The organism is Streptomyces sp. Je 1-79, from assembly GCF_025195125.1.
Classification (GTDB): domain Bacteria; phylum Actinomycetota; class Actinomycetes; order Streptomycetales; family Streptomycetaceae; genus Streptomyces.
In genome coordinates this window covers 251,535-277,053 of sequence record NZ_JAMGSL010000010.1, presented here as the reverse complement: position 1 = coordinate 277,053, position 25,519 = coordinate 251,535, and the positions used below count along the sequence as shown (strand labels likewise).

Genomic DNA, 25,519 nt, shown 5'->3' with positions numbered 1-25,519 from the left:
CGCCTACTCCTGGTCGTATGAGCTGATCACGAACATACCGGGGGTGGCGGGAAGGCGCCCATGGTGATCGAAACGCGACCGGATACGCTGACTTGAGTGAATCGAGCGACACATCGACAATCCGTGTGATCGTCGGCAGTGCCAGCAGGCGTCAGCAGACAGGAGACCCCCTCGTGACCGTCGTCGGGCCGTTCGGTCTTAGCGTGCGGGACCAGGCTCTTGAGGCCGATGTCCAGACCGGATTGGCGGCCGTGGAGGCAGGGCTCCTCGACGCCACCAAGAGCGAGATCCCGTTCATCACGGAGGCCGCCCAGCACCTTGTCCTGGCAGGCGGCAAGCGCTTCAGGCCGCTGCTCGTGATGCTCGCCGCCCAGTTCGGCGACCCCTACGCGCCGGGTGTCGTGCCCTCGGCCGTCGTCGTCGAGCTCACCCACCTGGCGACGCTCTACCACGACGACGTCATGGACGAGGCGGACGTGCGTCGAGGCGTCGACAGCGCGAACACCCGATGGGGCAACTCCATCGCCGTCCTGACGGGTGACTTCCTGTTCGCCCGCGCCTCGCACACGCTGGCGGATCTCGGACCCGATGCCGTACGCATCCAGTCCGAGGCCTTCGAACGTCTGGTCACCGGCCAGATCCTGGAGACGGCCGGCCCCCAGGGCGACCGCGACCCCGTCGACCACTACCTCGACGTCCTCGCCGGCAAGACCGGCTCGCTCGTCGCCGTCTCCTGCCGCTTCGGCGCGATGATGGCCGGTGCGGACGAGAGCGTCGTCGACATCCTCACCCAGTACGGCGAGCGGCTCGGCGTGGCCTTCCAGCTCGCCGACGACGTCCTCGACATCGCCTCCGACTCCCACGAGTCCGGCAAGACCCCGGGCACGGACCTCCGGGAGGGCATCCCGACCCTCCCCGTCCTGCGTCTGCGGGCCGCCGCGGCCGCCTCCGGCCGCCCCGAGGACGTGGAGCTGGTCGAGCTCATCGACGGCGACCTCACGGACGACGAGCGGCACGCGGAGGTGCTGCGGCGGCTCCGGGTCCACCCGGCCCTGGAGCAGGCCCGGCGGGACACGGTGCGGTACGCCGAGGAGGCGCGGGCGATGCTGGCGCCGCTGCCCGAGGGGTACGCGAAGTCGGCCCTCATGGAGCTGTGCGACGCGGTGGTCCACCGGGCGGGCTGAACCGGCCGGCTCCGGCCTGTTCCGACCGGGCGGGCCGCCCCGCGGCTCGGCCGGACGGGCGGGAGACCCTAGGGGTTGTCATCCCAGAGCAGTACGTGAGGTTGATGCCGCAGTCTGACGATTCCGTGCCGCCGCTTTGGTCAGATGGAGTCATCGACCACGGAGGTAGGGACAGACCATGGCAGACAACCGTAAGGCGAGCCGCTACATCGTCCCGGTCGCGGTGGCCGGAGTGGCTGCTGCGACCATCGGGCTCGTACCGGCTCTCGCGGCGTCCGGCGACCCCGACCTGCCGGAGATCACGGCACAGCAGCTGATCGAGAAGATCGCCGCCTCGGACACGCAGACGCTGTCCGGCACGTTCAAGGTGAGCACCGACCTGGGCCTGCCGTCGGTGGCGGGCCTGGCCGGCTCCCTCGGCGGGGGCTCGGGCTCCGCCTCGGCGGACCCGCAGGAGAAGCTGACGCAGCTGGTCTCGGGCACGCACACACTGCGGGTGGCGGCGGACGGCCCGGAGAAGCAGAGGCTGACGATCCTGGACGGCTCGGACGAGTACAGCCTGATCCACAACGGCGACGACGTGTGGGGCTACGACAGCAAGTCGAACGAGGTCTTCCACGAGAAGGCGGACGGGGCCGGGAAGGCGCCGGAGAAGGAGCTTCCGGCCACGCCCAAGGAGCTCGCCGACGAGATCCTGAAGGCGGCGGACGGCACGACGTCGATCACGGTGGGCGGGACGGCGAAGGTGGCCGGCCGGGACGCGTACCAGCTGGTCGTCAAGCCGAAGCAGAGCGGCTCGACGGTCGAGTCGGTGAAGGTCGCGGTGGACGCGCAGAACGGCACCCCGCTGAAGTTCACCCTCGCCTCGGTCGACGGCGGCAAGCCGGTCCTCGACGCGGGCTTCACGAAGGTCGACTTCGGCAGGCCGGCGGCCTCGACCTTCGACTTCGAGGCGCCGAAGGGCGCGAAGGTGACGGAGGGCGCCGCCGGGCACGAGAAGGCCCCCGCGGAGGTCGAGAAGGAGCTGGAGAAGGGGTTCGGCGGCCTCGAGGGCCTCTTCGGCGGCGCGGGCGCCGGCGCCGAGGGCCCGAACGTCATCGGCGAGGGCTGGACCTCGATCGCGACGTTCGACACCGGCGCCAAGGCCCCGAAGACGGACGATGCCCCGGCGGAGGTCCAGGGCTTCCTGGACGCGCTCGGGGACAAGGTCTCCGGGAAGTTCGGCTCGGGCACCGTCTTCAAGACGAAGCTGGTGAACGCGCTGCTGACGGACGACGGCAAGGTCTACGTCGGCGCCGTGACGAAGCAGGCGCTGGTGGACGCGGCCAACGCCGCGCAGCAGGGCTGATTGGGACCCCGGGCGGGTCGGGGGCGATGGTCACCGACCCACCCGGGAGTTCGTGCGTGCCGGGGCGTCCGGCCTTACGGGAACGTCAGCTTGACGCTGTTGATGTAGCCGGTGTCCTGGGCCGCCCTGTCCTGGACGCGGAGCTTCCAGGCGCCGTTGGCGACCTCCGAGGAGGCGTTCACGGTGTAGGCCTGGACGAGGTTGTCGGCGCTGCCGCCGGACCGGTTGTGCAGGTTGTAGACCGAGCCGTCCGGGGCGACGAGGTCGACGACGAGGTCACCGCGGTAGGTGTGGACGATGTTCACGTCGACCTTGAGGGCCGAGGGGGCGTTGCCGGTGATGCCCGTGACGTTGACGGTCGAGGTCACCGCGGCGCCGTTGTCCGGCACGGACACGTCGGCGGTGTTCTCGAAGACCGTGCCGGTGGGCGGCGTGGTCGTACCGGCGGACAGGGTCCAGATCGCGTGGGCGACGGCGTCGCTGTTGCGGTCCAGGGCCGTGTCGTTGATGTTCGAGGTCGTGTCGCAGGAGGAGTGGTAGCAGCGGTCGAAGGCCGTGGCCGTACCGCCCCACTTCTGGACCTGGGCACTGGACTTCACCCGGCTGGCGCCGGTGAACAGACCGCCGACCGGGATGCCGACGTTCTTGAACGAGGCGTGGTCGGAGCGGCCGTCGCCCTCGGTCTCGATCTCGGTGGGCACGCCGATGCCGGCGAAGTAGCCCTTGAAGGTCTGCTCGATGGCGGGGTCGTCGTCGTAGACGAAGTAGCCGGGGTTGGGCGACCCGATCATGTCGAAGTTCAGATAGCCGGAGAACTTCGAACGCTCCGTGGACGGGAGCTGGTTGACGTAGTACTTCGACCCGACCAGGCCGAGCTCCTCGGCGCCCCACCAGCCGAAGCGCAGGTGCTTCGTGGGCTGGAGGTTGGCGCGGGAGACGGCGAGCGCGGTCTCCAGGACGGCGGCGGACCCGGAGCCGTTGTCGTTCATCCCGGCACCGGAGGAGACGGAGTCGAGGTGCGCGCCGGCCATGAGGACCTGGTTGGGGTCACCGCCCGGCCAGTCGGCTATCAGGTTGTAGCCGGTGGCGCCGCTGGAGGTGAACTGCTGGACGGTGGTGGTGAATCCGGCCGCGTCCAGCTTGGCCTTCACGAAGTCGATGGACGCCTTGTAGCCGGGACGGCCGTGGGCGCGGTTGCCGCCGTTGGCGGTGGCGATGGCCTGGAGGTCGGTGAGGTGCTGCTTGACGTTGGCCAGGGGTATGTCGGGCGCGGCCGCCGCGGCGGCGGGCGCCGCGTTCGCCGAGCCGGCGCCGGTGAGACCGGCGAGGGCCATGGCGGTCACCGCCGCGAGCGCGGCGGCACGTCTGGGAACGGAGAGGTTCATGTGGGGGCTCCGGATTCCGAACGGGGATGGGAACGGAACGTGCGAGACGCCCCGACGGCTGTGGAGTCGCGGGGCGTTGGAGCTGTGCGGGATGGTGCCGGGTGGTGCGTGATGTGCGTGGTGAATGTTCAACGAGAGTTTGACTGAGCGTCAAGAGCGGAAACCGGTCAGGGGCGTTCGCTCACCGGACGAGCCGCTGGACGAGCCGCCACGCGGGGCGGGCCACGGAGGGGTGGCGGGCGGCTCCGCGGAGGGGTGGCGGGCCCCGGAGCGTGACGTCCGAATCCCGCCAGCGGGACCGGCGCCCGCGCGTGACGCTGGAGCCATGACGACCTACACCGCACGCGCCGTCGAACCCGCCGTCCTCGCCGAGCTCCGGGCCGCCGACGACGCCGGTCAGCCCTGTGTCCCGTACACCGCCACCGCCGCCGAGGGCGGCAGCCCGCTGCGCTGCTGCCTGCGCGCGGTGGAGCCGGGGGAGCGGATCGCCCTCGTCTCGTACGCCCCGCTGCGGCGCTGGGCGGCCGCGACCGGGGCCGGGCCCGGCGCGTACGACGAGCAGGGCCCGGTCTTCATCCACGCCGAGGAGTGCGCGGGGCCGTCACAGGGCCCGGAGTCGTACCCCTTCGACCGGCCGGGAGCGCTCCGCACGCTGCGCCGTTACGACTCCGAGGGGCGGATCGCGGGCGGGCGGCTTCTGGAGATCCCGGCCGAGGCGACCGCGGCCTTCGACAAGGCCTTCGCGGAGGCCTTCGCCGATCCGGCGGTCGCACTCGTGCACGTCCGGGCCGTGGAGTACGGCTGCTTCCAGTTCGAGGTGCGGCGCGCCTGAACCCGGCCGCCGCCCGGATCCCGGCCCCGTCCGTATCCCTGCCGCCGCCCGGTCCCGGCCCCGTCCGGATCCCCGGCCCCGTCCGGATCCCCGCCGCCGTCCGGATCCCCGCCGCCGTCCGGATCCCGGACGGCGGCCGGATCCTGTCGGCCAAGGAACCCGGCCGGGCGCCCCGACCGGGTCCGTGGTCCGACGTCGTACTTCTGCGAACCGGTGCTTCAGGCCACGCTGTTGAACGTGGTGCCCTCGCCCGCGTACAGACCGGTCGTCAGCCGCTCGAAGGGCGCGGTGACCGAGCCGGTGGAGCGGTAGACGTACGTGCCGCCCGCTCCGTAGGCGACGAGGTCGGGGCGGCCGTCGTTGGTGACGTCACCGGCGCCGACGAGCTGGGTGAAGGCGTTCCAGCCGCCGCCGACGCGTACACGGGCGGTGAAGTTGCCGCGGCCGTCGCCCTGGTAGAGCCAGAGGACACCGTCGGTGCCGCGGGCGACGAGGTCACCGGCGGCCGAGCCGGCGATGTCGCCGACGGCGGTGAGCTGGTTGTACTGCTGCCAGCCGCCGCCCACGCGGACGCGCTTGGCGTACGGCCGGGTGGTGTCGCCGGTGCCCTTGTAGGACCAGAGGACGCCCGAGGCGTCGGTCGCGACGAGATCGGCCCGCCCGTCGCCGTCGAGGTCGGAGCCCGCGGCGATCTGCCGGTAGTTCTGCCAGCCGCCGCCCACGGCGACCCGCTTGTCGAAGGTCCCGTCGCCCTTCCCGAGGTAGTGGTACAGCGAACCGGCCGTGTCGACGGCGACGAGATCGCCGTTCGGGGTGCCGGCGATGTTCCCGGCCGCCTCGATGTGCTTGTACGTCTGCCAGCCGCCGCCGACGGCCGTCCGGCCGGCCGACTTGTTCTGCCCGTCCACCGGCCCGTCGGACAGGTCGTCCCGCCACAGCGTGCCTGAGGAGTCCCGCGCGAGCAGGTCGGTCGATCCGTTGTCGTTGAAGTCGTGCGGGTTGGCCTGCCGGGTGACCTGGAAGGTGCCGGAGGCGCGCGCGGCGCTGCCGATGCCGCCCGGGATGGCGACGAACTGCCAGGTGTAGGCGCCGTTCGGGGCGTGCGTTCCCTCGAGGGCGCCGTTCCACTCCATGACCGGATTCGTGGAGCGGTCGTCCGGTCCGGGCAGGGTGACCTTCTTGCCGGTGGCCACGTGCGTCAGCGTCACCATCGCGAAGGCGGACCGCGAGATCGTCCACTCGAACCGCACCGGGGTGCCCGGCTGCTGGAGGTCCACCGTCGCGGGAACCTTCGAGTCGACCACGGTGACGGCGAAGTTGCGGCCCGTGCTCGCGACCTCGGTCACGACGGGGACGCTGCCCTGGACGCCGTCGAACAGCCGGTACAGGCCGTCGACGTCGTTCTTGACACCACGCACGTGCACAGCGCCGTCCGGGGCGTGGGCGACGCTGGAGAAGCGCTCCAGAAGCTCGTACGGCTGGGCGTCGGACTTGAAGAGGTCCACCGCGTACAGCGGGTTCACCGAATTTCCGGTGGCCTCGCCCGGGACGCCGTACAGCAGCACGTCACCGACGATGCCGACGATGACGGCCTTCTGGCTGAAGCTGTCGAGCCGGATCTCCTTGGGGAGCTTGCCGGCCCTGTCGACGATGATCCTGTTGCCCTCGGCACGGGCCTCGACGCGGGCGATGTAGTCGTGTGTGCGGGCCCCCGATCCGTCCGTCACGAGCTTGCCGGTGTCCCTCTCGTGCCGGAGTGACGTGCCGCGGACGAAGTCGACCAGCGCCAGCGAGTCCTGGTTGCGGAACGTCGCCCCCGACTCGTAGCGGGTGGTGACCAGGACGAGCGCGTCGTTCCCGGCGGACGCGACGACCTTGAAGCCCACGTGGTTGCCGTACCCCGAGAGCTTGACCTTCCTGGTCTGCTCGCCGTTCGGGGTGTACAGCCACAGGTCGTGGAAGTTCCCCGTCCCGGGGACCTGTACGAACAGGTCCCTGCCGACCACGCCGACCAGCTTGGCCCCGGCGGCGAACTCGGTGGCGAGGTCGACCGTGACGGGCGGGGCGGCGGGGGCCGTCATGTCCCGGACGGTGACCGTGCTGCCGCCCTCGCCCGTGACGACGAAGTCGGACGCGCTGTCGTGGCCGACGGTGGCGCCGCTGACCGGCTCAACCGAGCCGTCGGCCTTCCGCCACTCCAGGACCGACTTGCCGTCGGCGTCCTTTCGGGACGTGAGGTAGCCGGTGTCGCCGACGCTGACGACGTCGGCGTCGAGCGGCAGCGTCGCCCCGTCGGCGGCCTCGGCACCGGCCGCGGCGATCGCCGCGGGGACGGCGGCGAAGGCCGGAACGGTGACGAGGGTCCCCGTCACGGCCGTGACCGTGGACAGGGTGAGGACCGCGGCGGCGAGCCGACGGCCGGAAATGCGGTGCTTCACGTGTGAGGTGACCTTCCGAAGGTTGCTTCATGACGGAGCGGACACGCGAGGCGTCCGAGGGCACAAAGGTGCGGGCGGCGCCGCTCGGTGACCGTGCGCCGGGCACGAGCGTGGGTGTTCCCGCCGCGCGCACCGGTGCGTGCGTCCGTGATGGCGCGGTACGCGTACCCGTACGCACCGCCGGGTACGACTCCCGGTCGGTGCGAACGGTTGTACGGCAGACCGCATCTTCTTTCGGTCGGGCTTTCCGGTCCCCTTCCGGGGGCGTCACTGCACGCAGAACTCGTTGCCTTCGGGGTCCGCCATGACGACCCAGGTGGACCCGTGTTCCGACACCCGGCGCAGGGACGAGGCGCCCAGGGACTCCAGGCGGGAGACCTCCGCGTCGCGCGTCTCCGGGCCCGGGTGGAGGTCCATGTGGAGGCGGTTCTTGCCGGTCTTCTCCTCCGGGACCCGTTGGAAGAGGATCCGGCGGCCGAGACCGGCCTCGGACTTCTCCTCGTAGGGGTCGTCCGGGTGCCGGACGGCGGCCAGGTCACGCCATGCCCGGCGGCCGTCCCCGAGCGTGACCGTCAGCTCGGGTGGGGCCGCACCGGCGGCGAGGAGGCCTTCGACGAGGGCCGTGTGGTCCTCGTCCACATAACCGAGGGCGGCGGCCCAGAAGGCGGCCTGGGCGTGCGGGTCGGCGGTGTCGACGACGAGCTTCCAGTGGAGGGGTGCCATGGGACCAGTCATAGCGGCTCGCCCCGCCCTTCGCCCGTCGCCGCGCGTCGGACCGTCACTCCGGCCGCCTCCGCCTCCCGTGCGTCAGACCGTGACGGCAGCCGCCTCCGCCGCCTCCCGTGCGTCAGACCGTGACGGCAGCCGCCTCCGCCGCCTCCCGTGCGTCGGACCGTCACTCCGGCCGCCTCCGCCTCCCGTGCGTCAGACCGTGACGGCAGCCGCCTCCGCCGCCTCCCGTGCGTCGGACCGTCACTCCGGCCGCCTCCGCCTCCCGCGCGTCGGACCGTCACTCCGGCCGCCTCCGCCTCCCGCGCGTCAGACCGTGACGGCAGCCGCCTCCGCCGCCTCCCGTGCGTCGTACTCCTCCCGGGCCGCCGCGATCTCGTTCTGGTGGAGCTCCGTCCAGAGCACCAGCGAGCGGATCGTCGTGTGCAACGTCCCGCCCAGCGGCGTCAGTTCGTACTCCACGCGCGGCGGGACCACCGGGTGCACGGTCCGCTTCACCAGGCCGTCCCGCTCCAGCTGCCGCAGTGTCACGGTCAGCATGCGCTGGCTGATCCCGTCGATCTCCCGCCGCAGCTCCGTGAAGCGCAGCTTGCGCCGGTCGAGCAGGGCGATGACCAGCAGGGACCACTTGTCGGCGACCCGGTCCAGGATCTGCCGGACCTCGCAGTCCTCCCGCGTGTCCCACTGGAAGGGGTCCGCGTCCCCCGAGTAGCCCTCGGCGTCGGTCACTTCGCAGTGACTCGGTGACTTCAAAGTGCCTTCTTCCATGGCACCCGATGCTGCCGCAGGATGCAGGTGGTTACAAGAGGGAACCGACCCAACGGCCGGTAACCGCCCCTCCCCTTCCCCTCCTTGGAGACGACTGTGTCCACATCCCTGCCCGCACGCGCCTGGGCCCTCCTGCTCGTCCTGTGCGGAACGATCTTCCTCGAAGGCATCGACGTCGCCATGCTCGCCGTCGCGGTGCCGAGCATCAGATCCGATCTCGACCTGTCCACATCCACCGCGGCCTGGGTGATGTCCGCGTACGTCCTCGGCTACGCCGGCTTCACACTCCTCGGCGGGCGCGCCGCCGACCTCCTGGGCCGCCGCCGGATGTTCCTCGGCTGGCTCACCGTCTTCCTGCTCTTCTCCGGTCTCGGCGGCTTCGCGACGGAGGGCTGGATGCTGATCACGGCCCGCTTCGTGACAGGAGTCGCCGCCGCGTTCATGACCCCCGCCGCGCTGTCGATCATCACGACCTCGTACGCGGAGGGGCCGCAGCGCAACCAGGCCCTGCTGGTCTTCGCCGGCACGGCCGCCGGAGGCTTCTCCCTCGGTCTCGTCATCGGCGGGCTGCTCACCCAGATCGGCTGGCGCTGGGTCTTCTTCGCCCCCGTCCTGCTGGCGGCGGCGATCCTGCTCGCCGCGCTGCGCCTGATCCCCCGGGAGGCACGGCCGGAGCGGGTGACCGGCGGCTTCGACCTGGCGGGTGCGCTGACCGCGGCAGGGGCGATGCTGCTGCTGGCCTTCGGGATCGTACGGCTGGAGCACGGCCTCGACGGGTGGCGGCTGACCGCGCTCGTGGCCGCCGCGGGTGCGGCCCTCGTCGGGGTGTTCGTCGCCGTGGAACGCCGCGCCGGCTCCCCGCTCGTACGCCTCGGGCTGCTGCGCAAGGCGTCGACCGTCCGGGCCGACCTCGGGGCGCTGCTCTTCGTCGGATCGTTCTTCGGCTTCCAGTTCGTCGCCACGCTCTACCTCCAGGAGCTGCGGGGCTGGTCCTCCCTGGAGACGGCGCTGGCGCTGATGGTGATGGGCGTCGACGCGATCCTCGCCCCGACGCTGACGCCGAGGCTGGTGGCGCGGTTCGGCAACGGCCGGGTGATCCTCGGCGGCTTCGTGCTCGCGGTGGTCTCGTACGCGCTGTTCCTGCCGGTCGGGCCGGACTGGTCGTACGCGGCGATGTTCCCGACCCTGCTGCTGACCGGCCTCGCCTTCTCGCTGGCGTACGGGCCGCTGACGATCGCCGCGACCGACGGGATCGAGGAGGAGGAGCAGGGGCTGGCGAGCGGGCTGCTGACGACGGCGACGCAGTTCGGCTCGGCGGTCGGCATCTCGCTCGTGACCGCGGTGTTCGGGATCGCGGGCGGCGGGCTCGGCGGTTTCCGGGCGGCGCTGCTCGTGCCGGTGGCGATGGTGGCGCTCGGGGCGCTGGTGACCGCGACGGGGCTGCGGAGCGCCGGTGCGGTACGGGAGGCTCCGGAGGTCCCGGAGGTCCCGGAGGTTCCCGAGGGGGCGACCAAGGTCACCGTCTCGTGACTCCCCGGCGCCCTTAGTGTGGAGGAATGAACGATTCACCCGACTGTCCGCTGGTCGGTGTGGCCGCGACGTACATGCCCCGGCTCTCGGAGTTCCCCTTCGAGCCGGGGCTCGTGGCCGCCGTCGACCAGCACGCGGCGGCCGTGTGCGACGCCCTGATCCCGTCCCCGCGCCGGCCGGACGGCGCCTCCGCGCTCCGGCGGACCGTGCGCCGTCAGGATCTGTCCGACTACGTCCTCGGTTTCACGGAGTCGCTGTCGGAGGCGGACTGGGTCGAACCGGTGGGCCACGACTTCGCGACGCTGCGGCTGACGGCGGTGTGCTGGCTCATCCGGGAGTACGACCTCCTGGCGGCCTGAGATCCCGGCGTCAGGAGACGCCCGACGTCCTGGCCTCGCCGCCGACGGCCTCGGCCCCGGCCCTGGCTCCGTCGATGGGTTCGTCGGCCGGAACCAGTGCGGCGTCGGCCGCGATCGCCTCGGGCGCGACCACGTCCGCCCCGGCCGCGGCCGCCGCGAGCTCCGCCGCCGCCAGCTGCGCCCTGCTGCGCCGTGCGGTCCGCAGCGCGTCCCACGTCAGGATCGTCAGCGCCAGCCACACGAGCGAGAAGCCCGCCCACCGCTCCGGCGGCATCGCCTCGTGGAAGTACGCGACCCCCAGCAGGAACTGGAACATCGGCGCCAGGTACTGGAGCAGCCCCAGCGTCGACAGCGGTACGCGGATCGCCGCCGCGCCGAAGCAGATCAGCGGCACGGCCGTCACGACGCCGGTCGCGGCGAGCAGGCCCGCGTGCCCCGCGCCCTCGGAGCCGAAGGTGGCCGTGGACTGCGAACCGAGCCACAGCAGATACCCGAGGGCCGGCAGGAACTGGATCGCGGTCTCGGCCGCGAGCGACTCCAGGCCGCCGATGTTCACCTTCTTCTTCACCAGTCCGTAGACGCCGAAGGAGAAGGCCAGGATCAGCGAGATCCACGGCGGCTGCCCGTACCCGACGGAGAGGACGAGGACGGCCGTGGCGGCGACGCCGACCGCCACCCACTGCGCGGCCCGCAGCCGCTCCTTCAGGAGCAGGACGCCCAGGGCGATCGTGACGAGCGGGTTGATGAAGTAGCCGAGGGACGCCTCGACGACGTGCCCGGCGTTGACGGACCAGATGTAGACGCCCCAGTTGACGGTGATCACCGTCGCGGCCAGCGTGATCAGGCCGAGCTTGCGCGGACTGCGCACCAGCTCGCGTATCCAGCCCCAGCGGCGCACCGCGAGGAGCGCGACGACGACGAAGGCCAGGGACCACACCATCCGGTGGGCGAGGATCTCGACCGCCCCGGCCGGCTTGAGGAGCGGCCAGAAGAGCGGGACCAGTCCCCACATTCCGTAGGCACCGATCCCGTAGAGGAGACCTGCTCGTCCCTCGTCGTCCGTCTTCACCGAACCTCCTGCCCTGCGCCGCGCCGTTCTGACGAAGGTAGCGCCGGAGAGGGCAGGCTGTCATGTCCGTACCGCGATACGGTCATGACTTCCGGGCGAGGGCCTCCGCGACGGTCTCGGCGAGCGGGGTGGTCGGGCGGCCGATGAGGCGGGAGAGGTCGCCGGACCGCCGGGCGAGCGCCCCGCGCGCGATGGCCCTGTCGACGTCCACGAGGATCGCGGCGAAGAGCGGCGGGACGCCGGCGCCGGTCAGGATCTCCTCGTGCGTCCCGGCCGGGACGTCGCTGTACGCGATCTCCCTGCCGGTCTGGCGGGAGATCTCGGCCGCGTACTCGGCCAGCGACCAGGCGACGTCGCCGCTCAGCTCGTACGCCCTGCGCACATGGGTCTCGACCGGGCCGGTCAGGACGGCGGCGGCCGCGGCGGCGTAGTCGGCGCGGGCGGCGGAGGCGACGCGGCCCTCGCCGGCGTTGGCGACGACGGCGCCGTGGGCGAGGACGGGGGCGAGGTTCGCGGTGTAGTTCTCGGTGTACCAGCCGTTGCGCAGGAAGGTGTACGGCAGGCCGGAGTCGAGGATCAGCGTCTCCGTCGCGCGGTGCTCGGCGGCCAGGTCGAAGTCGGCCTCCGGGCCGCCGAGGACGCCGGTGTACGCGAGCTGGGCGACGCCGGCGGCCTTGGCCGCGTCGATCACGGCGGAGTGCTGGGCCACGCGCTGCCCGACCTCGCTGCCGGAGATCAGCAGGACCCGGTCGCCGGGGCCGAACGCGCCCGCGAGGGTCTCGGGCTCGCTGTAGTCGGCGATGCGCAGCTCGACGCCGCGCTCGGCCAGGTCCGCGGCCTTCGCCTTGTCGCGGACGACGGCGACGACGGACTCGGCGGGGACCCGCGTCAGCAGCTCGTCGACGACGAGACGGCCGAGCTGTCCGGTGGCTCCGGTGACGACGATGCTCATGGGTGGTTCCTTCTCCCGTGGGGTGCGGTGGGCGATGTACTCACCGTACGGGAGGCACTAACCTTGGGAAAGTACCCACTTTGAAGTAAGGTGCTGGTATGGAAGTAAGTGAAGAGTCGAAGAGCCTGCTGGCGGACGTCGACGGTGCGACCTGCCCCGCCCGGCTCGTCCTGGAGCACGTCACCAGCCGGTGGGGCGTCCTGATCCTGATCGCCCTCCGGGAGCGCTCGTACCGCTTCAGCGAGCTGCGCCGCCGGGTCGGCCGGGTCAGCGAGAAGATGCTCACCCAGACGCTCCAGACCCTGGAGCGCGACGGCTTCGTCCACCGCGACGCCAAGCCGGTCATCCCGCCCCGCGTCGACTACAGCCTCACCGAACTGGGCGAGGAGGCCGCGGGCCGCGTCTGGGAGCTGGCCCGCTGGACCGACGCCCGCGTCCCGGCGGTCCAGGAGTCCCGCGCCCGCTACGACGAGGCACGTCGCGAGACGGCTACGGGATCGCCTCAATGATGTTGTAACCGGGGCGGGTTGGACCCGGCACGGCGTACGATCTGCTCACCACTGGGGGCAAGTGTGAGCGTGCGTGGGGGAATCGTGCCGTACGGGTACCGAAGAGTGCTGCGCGCCTGCGGGGGACTACTGGCCTGCGGCGTGATCCTGACGGGCTGTTCCGGCCCGGGCGACGAGGGCGAGAGCCCCGGGAACAAGGGGAGTGCGACCCCGGGGCCGAGCGGAACGTCGTCCGCGGAGCCCCTGCCGACACCGTCGAGGCTGGCCTTCACCGCGGACCCGAAGAGGGCGCCCAGGACCGAGGCCGACGCCAAGCGGCTCGCCCTCGCGATCGTCGCGGGCCCCGACTCCTGGGGCGGGGACTACGTCAAGCGCACCCCGCACCTCAGCGCCGACGACTACTGGCCCGTCCTCGGTGAGCGGTGCACCTGGGAGACCGGAACCCGCCCGCGGACGGTGCTCTACAGCGTCACCGCCTACAGCGAGGTCCCCGCCCAGGAGGGCAGGGGAGCGCTCCGGGTCTCCGCGACCGTCACCGTGCACCGCACCGAGACGGACGCCGACTGGGAGATGGCCGAGACCCTGGAGGAGGCGCTCCGCTGCCCCGAGCAGCGACTGCGCGACGGGGAGCGGATCACCGGCCTGCTCTCCCTCGGCAGCCCCTTCGGCGTCGGCGGCAACTTCACCGCCGTGGACTCGCTCCGGGAGGCGGGGACCTACGTCAACGACTCCGTCAAGGGCGAGCAGACGTACTCCTGGTACCAGTCCCGCGTCGGGCAGGTCACCGTCGCCGCCGTCGTCAAGGGCGCGGCCGGTCACATCGCCAAAGAGGTCGACAGCGCCCAGGTCCATGCCCTCGTCGCCATGGTCAGCCGCGCCGAGGACGAGCTGGAGGTCCAGTCGTGAGCCCCGCAGCCCCGCCCGTCCCCCCGTCCGCTCCCCGGCCCGCCGCCCTCCAGCCGCTGCTGCCCTCCGACCCGTCGTCGATCGCCGGCTACCGGCTGCTCGGCCGGCTCGGCGCCGGCGGCATGGGCGTCGTCTACCTCGGCCGTACGGACAACGGCGAACTCGCCGCCGTGAAGGTCACCCACGCCGACCAGGCCGACCAGGCCGACTTCCGGGCCCGCTTCCGCCGCGAGGTCGAGGCCGCCCGCCGGGTCTCCAGCCCCTGGGCCGTCCCCGTCACGGGCGCCGACCCGGACGCCCCCGAGCCGTGGATGGCGACCGCCTTCGTCCCCGGGCCCTCGCTCGGCGAGGCCGTGGCCGCCCACGGCCCGCTGCCGGAGCGGAGCGTACGGATCCTCGGCGGCGCCCTCGCCCGGGCGCTCGCCGCCGTCCACGCGGCCGGACTCGTCCACCGGGACGTCAAGCCGGGCAACGTCCTCCTCGCCGTCGACGGGCCGCGCCTGATCGACTTCGGCATCGCGCGGACGACCGGGGAGACCGCGCTCACCTCCACCGACATGGTCGTCGGCACCCCCGGATTCCTCGCCCCCGAACAGGCCGAGGCCCGCGCGGCCGCGATCGGCCCGCCCAGCGACGTCTTCGCCCTCGGCTGCCTCCTCGCCCACGCGGCCACCGGCCGCCCGCCCTTCGGCACGGGGGCCGTCGACGCCCTGCTGTACCGCACGGTCCACGACGAGCCCGACCTCGCCGGCGTACCGGACGGACTCCTGGACCTTCTGCGCGCCTGCCTCGCCAAGGACCCGGCGCCGCGGCCCACCGCCGAGGAGATCGCCGACCGCCTCACGGAGGACACCCCCGGCGCGCCCGCCGACTGGCTGCCCGCCCCGGTCGTCCGGACCATCGCCGAGCGTTCCGCGGCGATGCTCGCCCTGCCCGAGATCGACGCCACCCGGCTCGGCGCGTCCGAGGGCGGCGGCCAAGCGCCCCCCAGTCGAAGGAGGTTCCTGCTCCTCGCCTCCGGTGGCGCCGTCCTCGCCGCGGGAGGCGGCGTCGGAGCCTGGGCCGCGCTGCGGGACGACGACAAGGGCCGGAAGGCCGCCACTCCCGGGGGGAAGCGGCGCTGGATCATCGGCGTCCAGGCCGACCTGACCGGTCCGGCCAAGGACATCGGCCGTGCGCAGGAACGTGGCGCCCGACTCGCGGTCGAGCGGTTCAACGCCCGCGCGGACAAGCCTTTCACCCTCGAAGTCACGGTCTCCGACGACGGCGGGGACGATCGCAGGGCCCTGGCCGCCGCCCGCGTCCTCACCGGCGACCCCGACGTCCTCGGTGTCCTCGGGCCGACCTCCGACTACACGGGGCTGGCCGCCCTCCCCGCGTACGACGAGGCACGCCTGCCGCTGATCACGGTCTCCGCCGGGCTGAACCTGCTGACCAACCGGGCGACCGGCCAGGGACTCTCGGTGCTCCAGGCCTGCCCCCAGCACGCCATCGCGGGCACCCACGTCGCCTACTACGTCCTGAACAAGACCGGCAGCGTCCGGCCGGGCATCCTCCAGGAGCGGACCGACGACACCTACGCCTGGCAGTACATCGGCGGAGCCAACTTCGCCTTCCGGCAGGGGAAGGTCGCCCCCGTCCCCCGCGTCGTCCCCGGCACCACCACCGACTACAAGCGCGTGCTCGGCGAGATGATCGCGGAGGGCATGGACGCGTACGTCCACTGCGGCCTCACCCCGAGCGCCGTCCTGGCCGCCCGGGCCCTGGACGAACTCGGCTTCACCGGCATGAAGGCCAGCGGACAGCACGTCTTCGGGCCGCGCTTCCTGGCGGAGGCGGGGGAGGCCGCTGAGGGCTGGATCCTCGGCGCGCCGGTCGTCGACCCCGCGACCCGCAAGGAGGCGTCCGCCTTCGTCGCCGCACACCGCAAGCGGTACGGCGCGGCCCCCGCCTACTACACGGGAGAGTCCTTCGACGCGGTCAACCTGCTGCTCCAGGAGGTCGAGAAGATCGTCAAGGGCGGAAAGGCCGTCGACCGCACCGCAATGACGACGATCCTGCGCAAGGTCACGTACAAGGGCGTCATGGGCGACTACGCCTTCGACCCCGAGTACGGCAGCCTGAGCTCGGCGACGGTCGGCACCTTCATCTACACGGTGGAGAACGGCCGTTTCAAGCCACTGGAGTTCGCCCCCGCCGGGCCTCCGAAGAACAGACGGGTCTGAGCCGTGAAGCCCCTCCGTCCCGCCGATCCCTCGGCGATCGCCGGATACCGCCTGCTCGGCCGGCTCGGCGCCGGCGGCATGGGCGTGGTCTATCTCGCCCGCTCCGGAGGCGGCGCACTCGCCGCGCTCAAGCTGATCCGCGCCGAGCACGCCGCCGACCCCGGCTTCCGGGAGCGGTTCCGGCGGGAGGCCCGGGCCGCCGAGCGGATCACCGGCCGCTGGGTGGTCCGTGTCCTAGGCTCCGACCCGGAGGCCCGGGAGCCGTGGCTGGCCACCGAGTTCGTGCCGGGCCCCTCCCTCGCCGAGGCCGTGGGCCTCCACCTCGCCCTGCCCGAGCCGAGCGTGCGGGCCCTGGGCGCGCGGCTCGCCGACGCGCTCGCGGACATGCACGAGGCCGGCCTCGTCCACCGGGACGTCAAGCCGGGGAACGTCCTCCTCGCCCTCGACGGGCCGCGCCTGATCGACTTCGGCATCGCCCGGTCGGCCGGGGCCACCGCCCTCACCGCCACCGACGTGATGATCGGCACGCCCGGCTTCCTCGCCCCCGAGCAGGCCCGCGCCGCCGGCGCCGGGGAGGTCGGCCCGCCGAGCGACGTCTTCTCGCTGGGCTGTGTGCTCGCCTACGCGGCGACGGGCCGGCGGCCCTTCGGTACGGGAGGGGTGGCCGCGGTCGTGTACCGCACGGTCCACGAGGAGCCCGACCTCGACGGCGTACCGCAGGTGCTGCTGCCCCTGGTGACCGCGTGTCTGGCCAAGGACCCCGCCGACCGGCCGACGGCGGTGGAGGTACGGGCCCGGCTCGGCGCGGCCGACGGGCCCGCGGACGACTGGCTTCCGCCCGGGCTGCCCGCGCTGATCGCCGAACGCTCCACGCGGGCCCTGGACCTGCCCGTGGCGGAGCCGACCGTCCTGGTCCCGACCGACGACCCGGCCCGCACCTCGCCGTCCCGGCGGCGCTTCCTGGCGCTCGGGTCCGCGGCCGCCGTCGCCGGGGCCGGCGGGCTGACGGCCTGGCTCGTCAACGGCGACCCCGCGACCGGCGGCACGGGGTCGGGCACCGGGGGGCCGCCCGCGAACCTGCCCACGTACACGATCGGTGTCCAGACCGACCTGAGTGGCCCCCGCGCAGCCGACGGGCGCGCCCAGGAACGCGGGGCGCGGCTCGCCGCCGAGACCTTCAACGCCCGCTCCGACCGGCCCTTCGACCTGGCGGTGAAGGCACGGGACGACGAGGGCGACCCGCGCCGGGCCGGTGCCGTGGCACGGGAGTTCGTCGCCGACCGGACCGTCATGGCCGTGATCGGCCCCACCACCCGCGAGACCGTGGTCGCCGCGGCCGACACGTACATCGCCGGCACGCTCGTCCTCGCGACCGTCGCCGTCGGCATCGACCAGGGCGACCTCGCCGGTGCGAACGTCAACCCCGTCTACCGCGAGATGCGTGTCCACCACGACATGCTGCAACTGCCCGTCACCAGCGTCGCCCTCGTGCGCGGAGCCAGGCGGACGGCCGTGGCGCAGGACCGGGCGGCGGGCGACTACGGCTGGCGTACGGCCAACTCCGTGCAGACCACCATGAGCGCGGTGGGCGAGTCGGTGACCGTCCACCAGATCGGGGCGGCGGAGGACGACTTCGGGCCGGTGGTGCGCGAGGTCCTCGCCGCCCGCCCCGGCATCGTGCTCTACGCGGGCGTCTCCCCACGCCGCGCCGGCCTCTGCGCCAAGGAGCTGAAGCAGCAGGGCTACGCAGGTCTCTGCGGCGGCGTCGAGTACGCGCTGGGGCCGGAGTTCCTCTCCGTCGCGGGCCCGGAGGCGGCCGAGGGCTGGTACTTCGGCACCACCTTCGTCGATCCGGCGAAGCTGCCCGCCGCCAGGAACTTCACGGCCGCCTACCGCAGGCGCTGGGGCCTCGCGGGCACGGCGCCGGTCGACCGGTTCGCGGTGGAGGCGTACGACGTGGTGACGGGCCTGGCCGAGCGCATGACGGATCTGGTGTCGAAACAGAACCTGGCCGTCGCGCGGATCGCCGTACGCGGGGCGATGCGGACGTTCACGTTCCAGGGGCTCGCGAAGCAGTACGGGTTCGAGGAGAAGAACGTGATGATGTTCCGGTACAACAAGGAGCTTTTCCTGTACCGGGTCGAGAGCGGCTCCCCGCGCTTCCTCGGCCAGTTCGAGAAGGCGGCGGACGACGAGAAGAAGCGCTGGAAGAAGGGGTGAGGGGCGCGGCCCCTCGCGCGGCCGCGCCCCTCACCCGTACCGCCGGTGTCAGCCGACGACCGTCCAGGTGTCGCTCCCCGCGAGGAGCTGCCCCAGGTCGCCCTTGCCGTGCTGCTCGATGGCCGTGTCCAGCTGGTCGGCCATGAGCGTGTCGTACACGGGGCGCCGGACGGAGCGGAAGACTCCGATCGGCGTCTGGTGGAGCGTGTCCGGGTCGGCGAGCCGGGAGAGCGCGAACGCGGTGGTCGGGGACGCCGCGTGGGCGTCGTGGACCAGGATCGCGCTCTCGTTCTCGGGGGTGACCGTGACGACCTTCAGGTCGCCCGTGGCCGGGTCCCGTACGACCCCCTTGTCCTGGGCGGCTCCGAAGCGGATCGGCTGCCCGTGCTCCAGCCGGATCACGGCCTCCTGGGCCTGGTCCTTGTCCTTGAGGACCTCGAAGGCGCCGTCGTTGAAGATGTTGCAGTTCTGGTAGATCTCCACGAGCGCCGTGCCGGGGTGGTCGGCGGCCTGGCGCAGGACCTCGGTGAGGTGCTTGCGGTCGGAGTCGACCGTACGGGCCACGAAGGAGGCCTCCGCGCCGATCGCCAGCGAGACCGGGTTGAACGGCGCGTCGAGCGAGCCCATCGGCGTCGACTTGGTGACCTTGCCGACCTCGGAGGTGGGCGAGTACTGGCCCTTGGTCAGGCCGTAGATCCGGTTGTTGAAGAGCAGGATCTTGAGGTTGACGTTGCGGCGCAGCGCGTGGATGAGGTGGTTGCCGCCGATGGAGAGGGCGTCGCCGTCACCGGTGACGACCCAGACGGACAGGTCGCGGCGGGAGGTGGCCAGCCCCGTCGCGATGGCCGGGGCGCGGCCGTGGATGGAGTGCATCCCGTAGGTGTTCATGTAGTACGGGAAGCGGGAGGAGCAGCCGATGCCGGAGACGAAGACGATGTTCTCCTTCGCCAGACCGAGTTCGGGCATGAAGCCCTGCACGGCGGCGAGGACGGCGTAGTCGCCGCACCCCGGGCACCAGCGCACCTCCTGGTCGGACTTGAAGTCCTTCATCGACTGGGAGGCTTCGGCCTTGGGCACGAGGTTCAGGAGCGTCTCACTCATCGATGGCCTCCTTGAGCGCCGAAGCGAGCTGCTCGGCCTTGAACGGCATGCCGTTGACCTGGGTGTACGAGCGGGCGTCGACGAGGTACTTCGCCCGGACGAGCATGGCGAGCTGGCCGAGGTTCATCTCCGGGACGACGACCTTGTCGTACCGCTTCAGCACCTGGCCGAGGTTCTTCGGGAAGGGGTTCAGGTGGCGCAGATGGGCCTGGGCGATGGGGTGTCCGGCGGCGCGCAGCCGGCGGACGGCCGCCGTGATCGGCCCGTAGGTGGAGCCCCAGCCCAGCACGAGGGTCTTCGCGCCGGCCGGGTCGTCGACCTCGATGTCCGGGACGTCGATGCCGTCGACCTTGGCCTGCCGGGTGCGGACCATGAAGTCGTGGTTGGCCGGGTCGTAGCTGATGTTGCCGGTGCCGTCCTGCTTCTCGATGCCGCCGATGCGGTGTTCGAGCCCGGGGGTGCCGGGCACGGCCCACGGCCGCGCGAGGGTCCGCGGGTCGCGCTTGTACGGCCAGAAGACCTCGGTGCCGTCCTCCTGCTCCTGGTTCGGCCCGGTGGCGAACTGGACCCGCAGGTCCGGGAGTTCGTCGATGTCCGGGATGCGCCAGGGCTCGGAGCCGTTGGCGAGGTAGCCGTCGGAGAGCAGGAAGACCGGTGTGCGGTACGTGAGGGCGATCCGGGCGGCCTCGACGGCCGCGTCGAAGCAGTCGGCGGGCGTCCTCGGCGCCACGACCGGCACCGGGGCCTCGCCGTTGCGGCCGTACATCGCCTGGAGCAGGTCGGCCTGCTCGGTCTTGGTGGGCAGCCCGGTCGACGGGCCGCCGCGCTGGATGTCCACGATGAGCAGCGGCAGCTCCAGGGAGACCGCGAGGCCGATCGTCTCGGACTTGAGCGCCACACCGGGGCCGGAGGTGGTGGTGACGGCGAGCGAGCCGCCGAAGGCCGCGCCGAGCGCGGCGCCGATACCGGCGATCTCGTCCTCGGCCTGGAAGGTGCGGACGCCGAAGTTCTTGTGCCGGCTGAGCTCGTGCAGGATGTCCGAGGCCGGTGTGATCGGGTACGAGCCGAGGTAGAGCGGCAGGTCCGCCTGGCGGGAGGCGGCGATCAGGCCGTACGACAGGGCCAGGTTCCCGGAGATGTTCCGGTACGTACCGGTGGGGAACGCCTGGGTGGCCGGGGCGACCTCGTAGGAGACGGCGAAGTCCTCGGTCGTCTCGCCGAAGTTCCAGCCGGCGCGGAACGCGGCCACGTTCGCCTCGGCGATCTGCGGCTTCTTCGCGAACTTCTGGCGCAGGAAGGTCTCGGTGCCCTCGGTCGGCCGGTGGTACATCCAGGAGAGCAGCCCGAGCGCGAACATGTTCTTCGAGCGCTCGGCCTCCTTCCGGGACAGGCCGAACTCCTTCAGCGCCTCGATCGTCAGCGTCGTCAGCGGCACCGGGTGGACCCGGTAGCCGGAGAGCGAACCGTCCTCCAGCGGCGAGGTGGCGTAGCCGACCTTGGCCATGGCGCGTTTGGCGAACTCGTCCGTGTTGACGATGATCTCGCTGCCCCGCGGCACGTCGTCGATGTTGGCCTTGAGCGCGGCGGGGTTCATCGCGACCAGCACGTTCGGGGCGTCGCCCGGCGTCAGGATGTCGTGGTCCGCGAAGTGCAGCTGGAACGAGGAGACACCGGGCAGCGTGCCGGCGGGGGCCCTGATCTCGGCCGGGAAGTTCGGCAGCGTCGAGAGGTCGTTCCCGAAGGACGCCGTCTCGGAGGTGAACCGGTCACCCGTCAGCTGCATTCCGTCACCGGAGTCGCCGGCGAACCGGATGATCACCCGATCGAGTCGGCGGACTTCCTTCTCGTCGCCGTGGCGGGCCGTCGGGGCGGCGCTGCGCTGCTCCCCGACCAGGGCCTCACCGGCCTCGCTACTGACCTGGCTGGTCACTGAACTGGACCTCCCTCGCGGCAAGGGTCTCTCCGCCACAGGCGGGAGAAGGCTCGGGGAGCGGTCGGCGAACCGGCCGGCCCCGTGGCCCACCCTACGACGGTAAGGAGGCCCTCCCCGGGACTTCTCGCATCGTGGACCTCGTTTTGAGATGACTTTTTGCCATGGATCGTCACGTTCTGTCGCCCCCCAGAGCTTTCCGGAAAGTCGCGTTCCGCTCGTTCTTCGGTCGTAGGTCCGATCGCCGATATCTGACAGAGTGTCAGCTCGTCAGGAATTGAGGTAGGTCAACACCGCGAGTACCCGACGGTGATCCCCCTCACTCGGTGACAGGCCCAGCTTCAGGAAGATGTTGCTGATGTGCTTCTCCACCGCGCCGTCGCTCACCACCAGCTGTTTCGCGATCGCGGAGTTCGTCCGCCCCTCGGCCATCAGACCGAGGACCTCGCGTTCGCGCGGGGTCAGGTTCGCCAGGACGTCCTGCTTACGGCTCCGGCCGAGCAGCTGCTGCACGACCTCGGGGTCCAGCGCCGTACCGCCCCGGGCCACCCGGACCACGGCGTCCACGAACTCGCGGACCTCGGCGACCCGGTCCTTCAGGAGATAGCCGACGCCCCGGCTGGAACCGGCCAGCAGTTCGGTGGCGTACTGCTCCTCCACGTACTGCGACAGAACCAGCACCCCGACCCCGGGGTACTCCTTGCGCAGCCGCACCGCCGCCCGGACGCCCTCGTCCGTGTGGGTCGGGGGCATCCGTACGTCCGCCACGACCACATCGGGCAGCGCGCCCTCGCCCGCGAGCCCGGCGACGGTCTTGACCAGCGCCTCTCCGTCGCCCACCCCGGCGACGACATCGTGCCCCCGGTCCGTCAGCAGCCGGGTCAGGCCCTCACGGAGCAGCACCGAATCCTCGGCGATGACCACGCGCACTCTGTCCGCCACGTCTTCCACGACCTGCAGCCCCCATGTTCCGGTGTTCGATGCGACCCAGCATCGCAGTAAGAGGGACGCGAAGGGGCGGGGTCGGGTTCAGGGTGTGTCAGGACTCTGTCATGGCATGGTCAGCAGATGGGGAGCATTCGGGAGACTCGCACAGGGCTCTCGGGCGGGCGATGTACCGCCTCGGAGACCGCTCGCGGCCGGGGGCCATGGTGCCGACACGCCCTAGGCACGCCAGGGGAGTTCCGCCGTGATCGTCGTCGGGCCGCCGGCCGGCGAGTCCACGGCCAGGATTCCGTCGACCGCCTCCAGCCGCTCCATGAGCCCGGCCAGACCCCCGCCCGCCGACGCGTCCGCGCCGCCCCGGCCGTCGTCCCGCACCTGGAGCAGCAGCCGGTCGCCCACCCGCCACACGTCCACCCAGGCGCGCCGGGCTCCGGCGTGCTTGGACACGTTCTGGAGCAGCTCGGACACGGTGAAGTACGCGATGCCCTCGATCGCCGGCACGGGCCGGGCCGGGAGATCCACCTCCACCGAGACCGGGACGGTGCAGCGCGCCGCGACCGCCGACAGCGCCGCGTCCAGGCCCCGGTCGGTCAGGACCGCCGGGTGGATGCCCCGGGCCAGGTCCCGCAGCTCCTGCAGCGCGGTCTTCACCTCGCCGTGCGCGTCCTCGACCATCCGCGCCGCCGCCTTCGGGTCCTCCGTCAGCTTCTCCTTGGCCAGCCCCAGATCCATGGCGAGGGCGACGAGCCGGGCCTGGGCGCCGTCGTGCAGATCGCGCTCGATCCGGCGCAGGTCGGCGGCGGCGGTGTCCACGACCACGCCCCGGTCCGTCTCCAGCTCCGTGACGCGGGTCGCGAGCCGCGACGGGCCGAGGAGCCCCGAGACCATCAGCCGGTCCACGGCCGCCAGTGATCGGATGATCCACGGCCCGGCGACCACGAAGAGCAGCCCGATGGCGCTGGTGGCCGCGACCTCGAAGGGGGAGTCCAGATAGAAGGCGTGCGTCCGGTCGCCGTACAGCTGGAGGCCGTCCTGACCGGCGTACATCGGGAAGACCCACTGCCACAGCGGGTACGTGAAGAGGGCCCAGCCGTACACCCAGAAGGCCACCGAGACCGTGAAGGCGAAGATCGCCCACGGCATGTGCAGGAGCGCGTAGAGGAGGTGGCGCCAGGACGCGCCGCTCTTCAGGGTCGCCCCCATCCAGGCCATGGCCCCGCCGGTACGGCCCCGGGCCGGCTCGGGCGGCGCCACGTCCAGGCCGAGCAGCCCGCGCGCCCGGGCCCGCTCGACGGCCCCGAAGCCGCGGCACAGGGTGAGGGCGCCCGCGAGGACCGGGATGCCGAGGAAGGTGACGAGGAGCCCGGCGCCGGCGGAGACCAGGGCGACGGCGAGGGCGAAGTAGACGCAGCTCAGCGGCAGCCCGAGCACCAGGTAGCCGAACTCGCGCCAGGTACGGGCCTCGAACGGCGCTCGGATCGCGGCGGGGAGGCGGTGGGAGGCCATCGCTGTTGTCCGTTTCTGCTCGGGGGAGGGGTGGAGGAGCACGCCTCAAGGCTTTCGTGCGGGCGCACGCCGGGCCATGAGGAGGGTGGGCGTCTCGTACGGGGGGTTGTCCCTACCTACGGGGGGTGTCGTCACCTACGGGGGTGTCGTCCTGCGCGCGGGCCGGGGGCAGGGGCGCAGTCGCACGCGCGCGTGGGGCGTGTAGGGCGCCGTCCTACGCCTGTGCCGGGCGGGCTCGCCACGGGAGTTCCGCCGTGACCGTCGTCGGGCCGCCCTCCGGCGAGTCGAGGACGAAGAGCCCGTCGACCGCCCCGAGGCGCTCCGCGAGCCCCGCCATCCCCGTCCCGCTGTCGAGCCGCGCCCCGCCCTGCCCGTCGTCCCGTACCTGGAGCAGCAGCCGGTCCTCACGCCGCCACACCTCCACCGAGGCCGAACGGGCCCGCGCGTGCTTGGACACGTTCTGGAGCAGCTCGGACACGGTGAAGTACGCGATGCCCTCGATGGCCTCGGCCGGGCGCTCGGTCAGGTCGACCGTCACCTTCACCGGGACCGTGCAGCGCGCGGCGATCGACGAGAGCGCGGCGTCCAGGCCCCGGTCGGTCAGGACCGCCGGGTGGATGCCCCGGGCCAGGTCGCGCAGCTCCTGGAGGGCCAGCTTCACCTCGCCGTGCGCCTCGTCGACCATCGCGGCCGCCGCCTCCGGGTCCTCCAGGAGCTTCTCCTTCGCCAGACCGAGCCCCATGGCGAGGGCGACGAGCCGGGCCTGGGCGCCGTCGTGCAGATCGCGCTCGATCCGGCGCAGGTCGGCGGCGGCGGTGTCCACGACCACGCCCCGGTCCGTCTCCAGCTCGGCGATCCGCCGCTCCAGCTCGTCCGAGGGGGAGAGGAGACCGCGGACCATGGCCCGGTCGGCGGTCGCCAGACCGCGGGCGACGAAGGGCAGCAGGGGCCAGAGCACGACCAGCGAGACCAGGGTGACGGTGAAGGTCACGATCCCCCAGGGCAGCCGGATGAAGCCGTACAGCATCGTCCGCCATCCGACCGGGTCCTTCAGCGCCGTCCACAGCCAGGGGAGGAAGCCGTGCCGACGGGGGAGCGGACTGGGCTCGTCCACCCGTACGCCGAGCAGCGCCCGGGCCCGCCTCCGTTCGGCCCGGCCCAGCCCCCGCGCCCCGGCGAGACCGAGGGCGAGCAGCGGCAGACCGATCACCGTGACGGCCAGACCCACGCCGACGGCGACCGCCACCACCGTGTACACGAAGCCGACGAGGGCGGCCGGCAGGTTGGTGAGGAGGAAGGCGATCTCCCTCCAGGTGTGCCGGCCGTAGGCGAGGCGCACGGGCGGCAGCGGGGTCTCGGTGTCGACGCTCATGGGGCAAGCGTGCCGGTCGGGGGGCTCGGCACGCCATGGGGTACGTCGGTGAAGGGGAGTAGGGATATCCCCACCGCTCACTCTGTGACATGACCGCTTACGGGATCTTTAGCAGGGCCTAGGGGGTGTCTTGTGGATCAGGCCGGATCAGGGAGCGGCGTCTGGTGCGTGCGATCGCAAGGCGGAGGATGGAGTCGACGCGGAGCGTCGG

Annotated in this window: 20 protein-coding genes; 9 read left to right on the top strand and 11 right to left on the bottom strand. The window is 72.2% G+C overall.

Annotation, left to right across the window (positions count from 1 at the left end; genetic code table 11):
• Positions 1-173: 173 nt before the first annotated feature.
• Positions 174-1,184: a polyprenyl synthetase family protein gene (locus tag M5362_RS22585; protein ID WP_260229513.1), complete on the top strand. Its 1,011-nt coding sequence runs from the start codon at positions 174-176 to the stop codon at positions 1,182-1,184.
• Positions 1,185-1,362: 178 nt separating this feature from the next.
• Positions 1,363-2,532: a sigma-E factor regulatory protein RseB domain-containing protein gene (locus tag M5362_RS22580; protein WP_260229512.1), complete on the top strand. Its 1,170-nt coding sequence runs from the start codon at positions 1,363-1,365 to the stop codon at positions 2,530-2,532.
• A 74-nt stretch (positions 2,533-2,606) separates the two neighbouring features.
• On the opposite strand, the gene M5362_RS22575 is transcribed toward M5362_RS22580, so the two are convergent.
• A complete protein-coding gene (locus M5362_RS22575; protein WP_260229511.1) occupies positions 2,607-3,917 on the bottom strand; it encodes a M28 family metallopeptidase in 1,311 nt (436 codons plus the stop codon).
• Between the two features lie 325 nt (positions 3,918-4,242).
• Here M5362_RS22575 and M5362_RS22570 point away from each other — a divergent pair, with 325 nt between their 5' ends.
• A complete protein-coding gene (locus M5362_RS22570; RefSeq protein WP_260229510.1) occupies positions 4,243-4,749 on the top strand; it encodes a DUF1203 domain-containing protein in 507 nt (168 codons plus the stop codon).
• A 218-nt stretch (positions 4,750-4,967) separates the two neighbouring features.
• Here M5362_RS22570 and M5362_RS22565 read toward each other — a convergent pair whose 3' ends face one another.
• The 3 genes from M5362_RS22565 to M5362_RS22555 form a co-directional block, all read right to left on the bottom strand.
• Positions 4,968-7,187 carry a VCBS repeat-containing protein gene (locus M5362_RS22565; protein ID WP_260229509.1) on the bottom strand — a complete coding sequence of 740 codons (2,220 nt, stop codon included), beginning with the start codon at positions 7,185-7,187 and terminating at the stop codon, positions 4,968-4,970.
• A 267-nt stretch (positions 7,188-7,454) separates the two neighbouring features.
• Positions 7,455-7,910, bottom strand: coding sequence for a VOC family protein (locus M5362_RS22560; protein ID WP_260229508.1), 456 nt, complete (start codon positions 7,908-7,910; stop codon positions 7,455-7,457).
• Between the two features lie 315 nt (positions 7,911-8,225).
• Positions 8,226-8,684: a helix-turn-helix domain-containing protein gene (locus M5362_RS22555; RefSeq protein ID WP_260229507.1), complete on the bottom strand. Its 459-nt coding sequence runs from the start codon at positions 8,682-8,684 to the stop codon at positions 8,226-8,228.
• 108 nt (positions 8,685-8,792) lie between these two features.
• Between M5362_RS22555 and M5362_RS22550 the strand changes: the two genes are divergently transcribed.
• Together M5362_RS22550 and M5362_RS22545 are read left to right on the top strand one after the other, a co-directional pair.
• Positions 8,793-10,214 carry an MFS transporter gene (locus M5362_RS22550; protein WP_260229563.1) on the top strand — a complete coding sequence of 474 codons (1,422 nt, stop codon included), beginning with the start codon at positions 8,793-8,795 and terminating at the stop codon, positions 10,212-10,214.
• Positions 10,215-10,240: 26 nt separating this feature from the next.
• Positions 10,241-10,573 carry a DUF6401 family natural product biosynthesis protein gene (locus M5362_RS22545; RefSeq protein WP_260229506.1) on the top strand — a complete coding sequence of 111 codons (333 nt, stop codon included), beginning with the start codon at positions 10,241-10,243 and terminating at the stop codon, positions 10,571-10,573.
• A 10-nt stretch (positions 10,574-10,583) separates the two neighbouring features.
• Here M5362_RS22545 and rarD read toward each other — a convergent pair whose 3' ends face one another.
• Entirely contained in the window at positions 10,584-11,642 is a 1,059-nt protein-coding gene (gene rarD / locus M5362_RS22540) for an EamA family transporter RarD (protein WP_260229505.1), read from the bottom strand.
• 82 nt (positions 11,643-11,724) lie between these two features.
• Positions 11,725-12,594 carry an SDR family oxidoreductase gene (locus M5362_RS22535; RefSeq protein ID WP_260229504.1) on the bottom strand — a complete coding sequence of 290 codons (870 nt, stop codon included), beginning with the start codon at positions 12,592-12,594 and terminating at the stop codon, positions 11,725-11,727.
• A 98-nt stretch (positions 12,595-12,692) separates the two neighbouring features.
• Here M5362_RS22535 and M5362_RS22530 point away from each other — a divergent pair, with 98 nt between their 5' ends.
• From M5362_RS22530 to M5362_RS22515, 4 genes are all read left to right on the top strand, one after another.
• Positions 12,693-13,103, top strand: a complete 411-nt coding sequence (locus M5362_RS22530; protein ID WP_260229503.1) for a helix-turn-helix domain-containing protein — start codon at positions 12,693-12,695, stop codon at positions 13,101-13,103.
• Between the two features lie 84 nt (positions 13,104-13,187).
• Entirely contained in the window at positions 13,188-14,009 is an 822-nt protein-coding gene (locus M5362_RS22525) for a hypothetical protein (RefSeq protein WP_260229565.1), read from the top strand.
• Entirely contained in the window at positions 14,006-16,234 is a 2,229-nt protein-coding gene (locus M5362_RS22520; RefSeq protein WP_260229562.1) for a bifunctional serine/threonine-protein kinase/ABC transporter substrate-binding protein, read from the top strand. Before M5362_RS22525 ends, M5362_RS22520 begins: the two co-directional genes overlap by 4 nt.
• 3 nt (positions 16,235-16,237) lie before the next feature.
• The gene (locus M5362_RS22515) at positions 16,238-18,454 is read left to right on the top strand and encodes a bifunctional serine/threonine-protein kinase/ABC transporter substrate-binding protein (protein ID WP_260229502.1); all 2,217 of its coding nucleotides are present in this window, start codon (positions 16,238-16,240) and stop codon (positions 18,452-18,454) included.
• A gap of 48 nt (positions 18,455-18,502) precedes the next feature.
• Here the strand turns inward: M5362_RS22515 and M5362_RS22510 are convergent, their stop codons facing one another.
• The 5 genes from M5362_RS22510 to M5362_RS22490 all read right to left on the bottom strand — a co-directional run bounded on the left by M5362_RS22510 (position 18,503) and on the right by M5362_RS22490 (position 25,308).
• On the bottom strand, positions 18,503-19,555 hold the full coding sequence (locus M5362_RS22510; RefSeq protein ID WP_260229501.1) for a 2-oxoacid:ferredoxin oxidoreductase subunit beta: 1,053 nt from the start codon (positions 19,553-19,555) through the stop codon (positions 18,503-18,505).
• A complete protein-coding gene (locus tag M5362_RS22505; protein WP_260229500.1) occupies positions 19,548-21,485 on the bottom strand; it encodes a 2-oxoacid:acceptor oxidoreductase subunit alpha in 1,938 nt (645 codons plus the stop codon). Before M5362_RS22505 ends, M5362_RS22510 begins: the two co-directional genes overlap by 8 nt.
• Before the next feature lie 270 nt (positions 21,486-21,755).
• Positions 21,756-22,415, bottom strand: a complete 660-nt coding sequence (locus M5362_RS22500; RefSeq protein WP_260229561.1) for a response regulator transcription factor — start codon at positions 22,413-22,415, stop codon at positions 21,756-21,758.
• Between the two features lie 234 nt (positions 22,416-22,649).
• On the bottom strand, positions 22,650-23,936 hold the full coding sequence (locus M5362_RS22495; protein WP_260229499.1) for a sensor histidine kinase: 1,287 nt from the start codon (positions 23,934-23,936) through the stop codon (positions 22,650-22,652).
• 214 nt (positions 23,937-24,150) lie between these two features.
• A complete protein-coding gene (locus tag M5362_RS22490) occupies positions 24,151-25,308 on the bottom strand; it encodes a sensor domain-containing protein (protein ID WP_260229498.1) in 1,158 nt (385 codons plus the stop codon).
• Positions 25,309-25,519: the final 211 nt, after the last annotated feature.

What these genes read in the sequence shown, in the direction of transcription:
- M5362_RS22580 (WP_260229512.1), top strand. Translation starts at nt 1,363, where the DNA reads ATGGCAGACAACCGTAAGGCGAGCCGCTACATCGTCCCGGTCGCGGTG.
- M5362_RS22575 (WP_260229511.1), bottom strand. Translation starts at nt 3,917, where the DNA reads ATGAACCTCTCCGTTCCCAGACGTGCCGCCGCGCTCGCGGCGGTGACC.
- M5362_RS22570 (WP_260229510.1), top strand. Translation starts at nt 4,243, where the DNA reads ATGACGACCTACACCGCACGCGCCGTCGAACCCGCCGTCCTCGCCGAG.
- M5362_RS22560 (WP_260229508.1), bottom strand. Translation starts at nt 7,910, where the DNA reads ATGGCACCCCTCCACTGGAAGCTCGTCGTCGACACCGCCGACCCGCAC.
- M5362_RS22555 (WP_260229507.1), bottom strand. Translation starts at nt 8,684, where the DNA reads ATGGAAGAAGGCACTTTGAAGTCACCGAGTCACTGCGAAGTGACCGAC.
- M5362_RS22545 (WP_260229506.1), top strand. Translation starts at nt 10,241, where the DNA reads ATGAACGATTCACCCGACTGTCCGCTGGTCGGTGTGGCCGCGACGTAC.
- M5362_RS22535 (WP_260229504.1), bottom strand. Translation starts at nt 12,594, where the DNA reads ATGAGCATCGTCGTCACCGGAGCCACCGGACAGCTCGGCCGTCTCGTC.
- M5362_RS22530 (WP_260229503.1), top strand. Translation starts at nt 12,693, where the DNA reads ATGGAAGTAAGTGAAGAGTCGAAGAGCCTGCTGGCGGACGTCGACGGT.
- M5362_RS22510 (WP_260229501.1), bottom strand. Translation starts at nt 19,555, where the DNA reads ATGAGTGAGACGCTCCTGAACCTCGTGCCCAAGGCCGAAGCCTCCCAG.
- M5362_RS22495 (WP_260229499.1), bottom strand. Translation starts at nt 23,936, where the DNA reads ATGGCCTCCCACCGCCTCCCCGCCGCGATCCGAGCGCCGTTCGAGGCC.
- M5362_RS22490 (WP_260229498.1), bottom strand. Translation starts at nt 25,308, where the DNA reads ATGAGCGTCGACACCGAGACCCCGCTGCCGCCCGTGCGCCTCGCCTAC.